The following is a 610-nucleotide window of genomic DNA, read 5'->3' as shown; positions in this document are numbered from 1 at the left end:
AGCTGCTATGGATTTTGGATATGCAGCTATGAATGCCCAAAATTTTGCTAACTGACTTTGGGTAGCGGCTGAATACTGACCGTCTGTTGAAGATAAGTTATCTATCGCTGTGCTGGTTTTGGTAGCACCAATCTTTGTAGAAGTAAGCTTAGTTGATGAGAACATATAAAACCCCTATGGTGCCAAGCTTAGCTAATAAAGCAAAAACAAACGACAGTAAATGAGTGCTGAAAATGAATACAAGTTAGTAAACATAGTGCTACTGTTCAGCTGGAGCACGCAATAACAGCCATAAAAACAGCACCGTACCGACCACACCGAATACCGTAGCGACAGGCACTTCAAATGGGTAGCGAATAGAACGCCCAATGATATCGCACAGCAACACAGCAGAAGCGCCAAGTAGCGCGACCGCAGGCAGGCTACGCCGTAATTTGTCCCCCATGATACGGCTGACGATATTGGGAACAACCAGACCGATGAACGGAATCATACCAACCGTCACCACGACCATCGCACTCATCATGGCGACCATACCAACGCCAATCCAAGTAACCTGACGCTTACTAATACCCAAATTCAATGCGATATTGTCACCCAAGCCGGCGAT

General features: G+C 46.1%; 1 protein-coding gene. It reads right to left on the bottom strand.

The window, feature by feature from the left end; translation table 11 throughout:
* Positions 1–259: 259 nt before the first annotated feature.
* Positions 260–610, bottom strand: a 351-nt coding sequence (locus tag ACS8FD_RS22275) for an iron chelate uptake ABC transporter family permease subunit (protein WP_439277467.1), incomplete at its 5' end; no start/stop codon positions are given.

It is taken from the genome of Psychrobacter sp. 1U2 (assembly GCF_051847575.1).
This window is presented reverse-complemented; position numbering and strand designations above follow the sequence as displayed.